Origin of the sequence: Acinetobacter sp. 1294596 (genome assembly GCF_000582925.1) — a bacterium.
Taxonomy (GTDB): domain Bacteria; phylum Pseudomonadota; class Gammaproteobacteria; order Pseudomonadales; family Moraxellaceae; genus Acinetobacter; species Acinetobacter radioresistens.
Genome location: NZ_JFCC01000038.1, coordinates 24,616 through 31,139 on the forward strand (window position 1 = coordinate 24,616; position 6,524 = coordinate 31,139).

Annotated in this window: 7 protein-coding genes and 1 pseudogene; 4 read left to right on the forward strand and 4 right to left on the reverse strand. The window is 42.3% G+C overall.

The window, feature by feature from the left end:
• Nucleotides 1-54 precede the first annotated feature (54 nt).
• The gene (locus J502_RS12305; RefSeq protein ID WP_034684305.1) at nucleotides 55-2,301 is read left to right on the forward strand and encodes a bifunctional prephenate dehydrogenase/3-phosphoshikimate 1-carboxyvinyltransferase; all 2,247 of its coding nucleotides are present in this window, start codon (nucleotides 55-57) and stop codon (nucleotides 2,299-2,301) included.
• Between the two features lie 124 nt (nucleotides 2,302-2,425).
• Nucleotides 2,426-2,806 (forward strand): hypothetical protein, encoded by a 381-nt coding sequence (locus tag J502_RS12310; RefSeq protein WP_005019591.1) that lies wholly within the window; start codon nucleotides 2,426-2,428, stop codon nucleotides 2,804-2,806.
• 58 nt (nucleotides 2,807-2,864) lie between these two features.
• Here the strand turns inward: J502_RS12310 and J502_RS12315 are convergent, their stop codons facing one another.
• Nucleotides 2,865-3,497, reverse strand: a complete 633-nt coding sequence (locus J502_RS12315) for an alpha/beta hydrolase (RefSeq protein ID WP_034684306.1) — start codon at nucleotides 3,495-3,497, stop codon at nucleotides 2,865-2,867.
• A 124-nt stretch (nucleotides 3,498-3,621) separates the two neighbouring features.
• Between J502_RS12315 and yaaA the strand changes: the two genes are divergently transcribed.
• Entirely contained in the window at nucleotides 3,622-4,401 is a 780-nt protein-coding gene (yaaA, locus tag J502_RS12320; RefSeq protein ID WP_005019593.1) for a peroxide stress protein YaaA, read from the forward strand.
• 122 nt (nucleotides 4,402-4,523) lie between these two features.
• Nucleotides 4,524-5,152 (forward strand): annotated as a pseudogene (locus J502_RS12325) (HD domain-containing protein).
• 38 nt (nucleotides 5,153-5,190) lie between these two features.
• On the opposite strand, the gene J502_RS12330 reads toward J502_RS12325, so the two are convergent.
• The 3 genes from J502_RS12330 to J502_RS12340 all read right to left on the reverse strand — a co-directional run.
• On the reverse strand, nucleotides 5,191-5,574 hold the full coding sequence (locus J502_RS12330) for a hypothetical protein (protein WP_005019596.1): 384 nt from the start codon (nucleotides 5,572-5,574) through the stop codon (nucleotides 5,191-5,193).
• A gap of 183 nt (nucleotides 5,575-5,757) precedes the next feature.
• On the reverse strand, nucleotides 5,758-6,117 hold the full coding sequence (locus tag J502_RS12335) for a hypothetical protein (RefSeq protein ID WP_005019597.1): 360 nt from the start codon (nucleotides 6,115-6,117) through the stop codon (nucleotides 5,758-5,760).
• A 152-nt stretch (nucleotides 6,118-6,269) separates the two neighbouring features.
• Nucleotides 6,270-6,524 (reverse strand): FAD-dependent oxidoreductase (locus tag J502_RS12340; RefSeq protein ID WP_034684309.1); only part of this gene is annotated, 255 nt, incomplete at its 5' end.

Below are 6,524 nucleotides of genomic sequence, written 5' to 3' on the forward strand. Positions count from 1 at the left end.
TGAAATATTAAACGCTTGAAACAAGGCAAAAGCCCTTGAGGCAAAACTGAAGTTATGTCCCAACCCCTGTTTGAAAAAGTTGCATTTATTGGCCTTGGGCTAATTGGTTCAAGTCTGGCCCGGGTAATTGTGGCTCAAAAGCTGGCCCGTCACGTGGTGGCCGCGACCCGTTCTCAAAAAACACTGGAAGATGCCAAAGCTTTGGGCCTGATTGAGCAGGGCTATAGTGATCCTGTAGAAGCAGTACAAGGGGCAGACCTGATTGTTCTGGCTTTACCAGTACGTGCTACCCAGAAAATACTTGAGCAGATCAAACCTCATATTTGCGCACATACTATCTTGACAGATGTCGGTAGTACCAAAGGAAATGTGGTAGAGGCAGCCAAAGCAGTGTACGGCACCCATCTGCCGCCCGGTTTTGTACCGGGCCATCCGATTGCAGGAAGTGAGCATACTGGTGTCCATGCTGGTAAAGTCGATCTGTTTGCCAATCATAAGGTCATTCTGACACCTTTGCCAAGTAGTGCCAGCTGGGCGGTTGATAAACTGATTGAGCTCTGGGAAGCTGCACAAGCAGAAGTTATCTGCATGGATGTTGAAAAACATGATGAAGTTCTGGCGCATACCAGTCATTTACCGCATTTGATGGCATTTAATCTGGTCGAGCAACTGGCCAGCCGTGAAGATAACCTGGACATCTTCCGTTATGCAGCCGGTGGTTTTCGTGATTTCTCGCGTGTGGCCGCCAGTGACCCTCAAATGTGGCATGACATTTTTTTTGCCAATAAAAAAGCAATTTTAAATGCAGTAGATGGCTTTGAACAGCAGCTCGGCATTATTCGAAAAATGATTGAAAATGAAGACTCGCAGGCATTAATGGGCTTACTGGGACATGCTCAGGCTGCGCGTCAGCACTTTAACCACATGTTAGCCCAAAAACCGTTGATGGAGAAAAACAAGGTGACACAACAATTTACCATTCTGCCGGGAAACAAGACTTTTCAGGGTAAATTTACCGTACCTGGTGACAAGTCCGTGTCTCATCGCTCTATCATGTTTGGTGCAATTGCCGAAGGTACTACTCATGTCACAGGCTTTCTGGAAGGTGAAGATGCGTTAGCTACCTTACAGGCTTTTCGCGATATGGGCGTAAGTATTGAAGGCCCGAAAAATGGTGAGGTTACCATTCATGGGGTGGGTATGCACGGACTTAAGGCTCCGGCAAGTGCACTTTATATGGGGAATTCAGGAACCAGCATGCGTCTGCTGTCTGGCATGCTGGCTGCACAGAAATTTGATACGGTCATGACTGGTGATGCCTCTTTATCCAAACGTCCAATGGAACGGATTGCCAAACCCTTACGTCTGATGGGCGCCCAGATTCAAACCACAGGTGAAAAAGGTACACCGCCGGTCAGTATTAGTGGTCAGCAAAAATTGCACGGTATTCATTATGATTTGCCAATGCCTTCTGCTCAGGTAAAGTCAGGAATTCTGCTTGCGGGATTATGGGCTGAAGGTGAAACTTCAGTTACTGAACCTGAGCCAACCCGCGACCATACCGAGCGTATGCTACGTGCTTTTGGCTATGAGGTTAAAACTGAAGGTCATAAAATTTCACTTATAGGTGGTGGCAAACTGGTCGGTACAGAGATTCAGGTACCTTCAGATATTTCTTCCGCAGCATTTTTTATGGTGGGGGCTGCTATTACTCAGAATTCGGATGTACTTCTGGAAGCAGTCAGTATAAATCCAACCCGTACCGGAATTATCGAAATTCTGAAACAGATGGGAGCTGACCTGACAGTTGAGAATGAACGTATTGCGGGGGGTGAGCCAATTGCTGATATTCATATCAGAGGTAGCCGGACGCTCAAGGGTATACATATTCCTGAAGACCAAGTTCCACTTGCGATTGATGAATTCCCGGCACTATTTGTTGCGGCAGCTTGTGCAGAAGGACAAACAGTACTGACTGGTGCTGCCGAACTGCGGGTAAAAGAGTCTGACCGGATTCAGGTAATGGCTGACGGCCTTAAAACTATGGGCATCGACTGCACCCCGACTGAAGATGGAATCATCATTGAAGGTAAAGGAAAAATTGGAGACTGGTCGGCTGTCTTTACCGGCGGTGAAATCGAATCACATCATGATCATCGGATCGCTATGAGCTTTAGCATGGCAGGGCTGCGAAGTTCAGGAACAATTAATATTATGGGAACTGAAACGGTAGCCACCAGCTTCCCCACCTTTACTGAACTCGCTAATAAAGCCGGGCTTGCCATACAGGTTAGTGAATAAATACGAATAAAGTTTAAGAAAAATGTTGTTTTTGTCTAACAACAGTCAAGTGAATGCTTGGCTGTTGTGCGTTTATTGCTTATGCTAAATCCATACAACAAGAAAGCATTTCAGGAAAACGCCAATGAGAACCCTACAATTTACTGCCCACTGTGCTGAACATCAACAAACTGATCATATACAAGATGAATGCCGTATTGCCCAAGAATACGTAACTGACCTTTTATCTAAACGTCTTGTCCAGCATGGCTTTGAGGCTAGTCGTAATGAGCCTGATAAAATTGCGGTAAGTGTAGAGAGTCATCCTCTACCTATTTCTGTGACATGTGAGTCTGTCCAGGATGAAGAGGGGCATCTGGTTTGCAGGATTAATGCACATGCTGACGAAGAACAGGACTGGTTTGAAAAAATTGAAATGCAGAGTGTGATTAAACAGTTGGGGCAGGCTATTGAAACTACATTAAAAACTGATGAATCATTTAGCCAGTTCGAATGGAAAAGCTAAACTTATGACTCATCTAAAAAGGCCCGAAATTAATATATACCGGGCCTTTATTTATTTTTTATTCAACGATTAGAAAACGGGAAATCGCGATACGTAACTGTTTTAAATAGCCCGTAAAAAAGTGATTTGCTCCCGGCAGAATAGTAATCAGATGCTTTTGTGGCGTAGCCCAGCTAATAGCATCCGATAACAAGGTGATTTCATCCTTTTCACCATGAATAAACAGGATATCTCCCTGAATTTCAGGCGTTTTATAATGACGCAAGCCGGCTACAGTATTGGTAGGCAGACCACATAAAATCAACTGTTTAGGCCTCTCTACTGCTGGCAAGGCATCATAAGCTTTTGCCATCACGTGAGCACCAAAGCTGAAGCCACCTGCATAAAATGGCAAATGGGAGTGTAGGGCACGAATATGTTGTAGTACCGCTAAAGTATCATCTGTCTCGCCATAGCCTTCATCATGTGTTCCGGTACTTTGCCCTGAACCACGAAAACTTGGACGATAAACCACACAGCCACGTTCAGATAAAATCTGGGCTAAAAGTGCAGGAACCTTATGTTGAGGTGTGCCTCCCTGAAGAGGGTGTGGGTGGCAAACGAGGGCATATCCTTTTACTTCGCGTTGGGGATAATCAACAAAAACTTCAATTTGCCCCACCGGACCTTGAATAAAGATTTGCTCGGACATAGTACAAACGATAAATAGCAGGAGAATCGCGTATTTTAGCGATTAACTTCAGCAAAAACACAAATTGGCATTAAAATAAGTCGACTGTTATAGTTTGATTAATTACTTTTTGACCAGGTTGTTTATGTTAGCTCTAATTTCCCCTGCTAAGACCTTAGATTATGAATCTGCATTACCTACCGATGAACATACTTTACCAAGACTGCTTGAGCACTCACAAGAACTTATAGACTTTTGTCGTAAACTGTCTGCTTCAGAAATCGCCAGTTTGATGAGTGTTAGTGAGAAAATAGCCCAATTGAATACTGCGCGTTTTCAGGATTGGACACCAGAATTTACTTTTGGTAATGCCCGACAGGCTATTTTTGCTTTTAAAGGCGATGTATATACCGGTCTGGATGCCTATAGTCTGAAACACAACAATCTGAATTTTGCCCAGCAACATTTGCGAATGCTATCGGGTCTATATGGCTTGTTAAGGCCACTAGATTTAATGATGCCTTACCGTCTGGAAATGGGAACCAAACTGCAAAACAGCCGTGGACATAACCTGTATGAGTTTTGGGGAGACCTTATTACCCAGCAGATTAATCAGGAACTGACTGAACACCAGCATAACTATTTAATCAACCTTGCATCAGATGAATACTACAAGGCAGTTCAAGAAAACAAAATACAAGCTGCTATCATTAAACCGATCTTTCTTGACCAGAAGAATGGTAAATACAAAGTCATCAGTTTTTATGCCAAAAAAGCCCGTGGCCTGATGGCACGCTTTATTGTAGAAAACCAGTTAACCCAGCCAGAAGATTTAAAAGCTTTTAATAGTGAGGGTTATTATCTGGACACAGTAAATTCAAGCGCTAAAGAACTAATTTTTAAACGTGATGAGCAACCTGTTTAAATATATTCTCATGTATAGAATAACCAGTATTCGAATTATGGCTATTGGTTATTTATAGAATAAGTTCTCATCAAAAAATAAGGTAAAAGTCCGGCTGAGCTAAGAAATAGGAATACTAATTTATGCAACCTAAGCTAGAAAGACTTAAGCAATACTGGCAAGAACTTCAACAGACTAATGCATTGTATTTATCAGACAGCCTGCTTCAGAAATTAATTACTGCCTATGAAGAACCTCAGCGTTATTATCATACACTTCAACATATAGAAGAATGTCTGGACTTATACCAGCCTCTAAAAATGTGCGTGAATGACCCCTTGGCTGTTGAGCTGGCGATCTGGTTTCATGACGTGGTTTATGAGCCAAAATCTGATCAAAATGAATTAAAAAGTGCCGAGTTAATGAAACAGAGTCTGGCACCTTACATGACTATTGATCAAATCTCTAAAATTTACTCGTGGATACTGGCAACACAAACTCATGAGCTGTCTGAAGATGACGATCTGGACCTTAAAACCTTGCTTGATATAGACTTGGCGATTTTAGGTAGTAAACCGTCCCGTTTTGCTGAGTATGAGCAGCAGATTCAACAAGAATATGCCTGGTTGTCAGAGGGTATATATCATGAAAAGCGCAAAAAGTCTTATCTCATTTTTATCAAGCCCATCCGTTATTTAAAACTGAATATTTTCAGGATAAACTGGAAAATCAGGCAAAAATTAATCTTGAAAAAGTTTTAAAGGCTAATTAAAAGGCTCCCGGAAGGGGAGCTTTTTAACCACAAAAAATTTACTGGGTCTGACTATTATGCTGAGAGCTATCGCGTGTTTCACGCTCTTGTGCAGGGTCAATTACTCGTGATTCGCCAGTGGCTTCATTTGCAACCTGTCCCGCACCCTCACTCACTTCTTTAGTAGCTACTGCAGTTGCATTAGCGCCTTTTTCCATCGCTATGGTTGCACCTTTGGTAGCCTGACTGGTCTCATCGAAACCAGCTTTAGTTGCATCCTTTAAACTTTCACCTACGCCATCTGAAGGGGCTTCCATCTGGTCCATGGGTTTAGCCATGGCATTATCTTTCGCCATATCCGAAGACTTTTCTTTATCACACCCAACCAAGAACAAAGCCGAAGTCATGCCTAAAGCAACTACCAGTTTATTTAAGTTTTTCATGTATACATCCTTCTAATTTTTTCAACTTTTCTTCACTATTCAAATCTAAACATAAAGAAGGGTGGTATTACGACTCAGCTTTGTTGAAAAGTTGTAAGAGTTGTTATCTATTAGATTTTTTAGATAAAACTTAGATATAAAAAAGCCCTTAATATAAGGGCTTTTTTATAATTGAGTACAATATTACTGTGAACTGCCAGTTCCGCTAGTACCACCAGTTGTACCTGTGGTGCCAGTAGTTCCCGTATTAGTCATGGTATCTGTTGTACCACCAGTTGTGGTACCTGTAGTTGCGCCAGTTGTATCTGTAGCAGTGCCTGTTGTAGCCGGATCAGCCACTGTGCCAGTAGTATTGTCTAATCGCTCGCCTGCGGTATTATTCATATCCATAGTAGAGTCTGTTGTAGTTGTGCCAGTAGCAGTCGAATCGGTAGTTGTACCAGCAGTCGCAGCATGATCATCAGCTTCTGGAGTTTTATTGTTATTACAGCCAACAATGAGAACTGTAGAAGCTAAACCTAACGCAGCAATTAACTTTTTCATTTATTTTCCTTCCTTTTGTTGATTAAAAAACACTCAGGAAAATATAAGCATAAAGAAAAGTTGTAATAAAGACTACATATTGTTGAGGACTTGTAAGATATATATAAAAAAAGCATATTCTTGTAAGGAATATGCTTTTTCGCATTAAAAAATTACTGACCGGAGCGGATAATGTAATCAAAAGCAGAGAGCGACGCTTTTGCACCTTCACCTGTAGCAATGATGATCTGCTTGTACGGTACCGTTGTACAATCACCCGCCGCAAATACACCTTTTACGTTGGTCTCGTTACGCTCGTTCACCACAATCTCACCGCGGTTACTCAGCTCGACTTCTGACCCTTTCAGAAAGTCAGTGTTCGGCAGCAGACCAATCTGTACAAAGATACCCGCCAGTTCAATTTCCCT

Bases quoted from the DNA above. Each gene is read 5' to 3' on its own strand.
- J502_RS12305 (WP_034684305.1), top strand. From the start codon at position 55: ATGTCCCAACCCCTGTTTGAAAAAGTTGCATTTATTGGCCTTGGGCTA.
- J502_RS12310 (WP_005019591.1), top strand. From the start codon at position 2,426: ATGAGAACCCTACAATTTACTGCCCACTGTGCTGAACATCAACAAACT.
- J502_RS12315 (WP_034684306.1), bottom strand. From the start codon at position 3,497: ATGTCCGAGCAAATCTTTATTCAAGGTCCGGTGGGGCAAATTGAAGTT.
- yaaA (WP_005019593.1), top strand. From the start codon at position 3,622: ATGTTAGCTCTAATTTCCCCTGCTAAGACCTTAGATTATGAATCTGCA.
- J502_RS12330 (WP_005019596.1), bottom strand. From the start codon at position 5,574: ATGAAAAACTTAAATAAACTGGTAGTTGCTTTAGGCATGACTTCGGCT.
- J502_RS12335 (WP_005019597.1), bottom strand. From the start codon at position 6,117: ATGAAAAAGTTAATTGCTGCGTTAGGTTTAGCTTCTACAGTTCTCATT.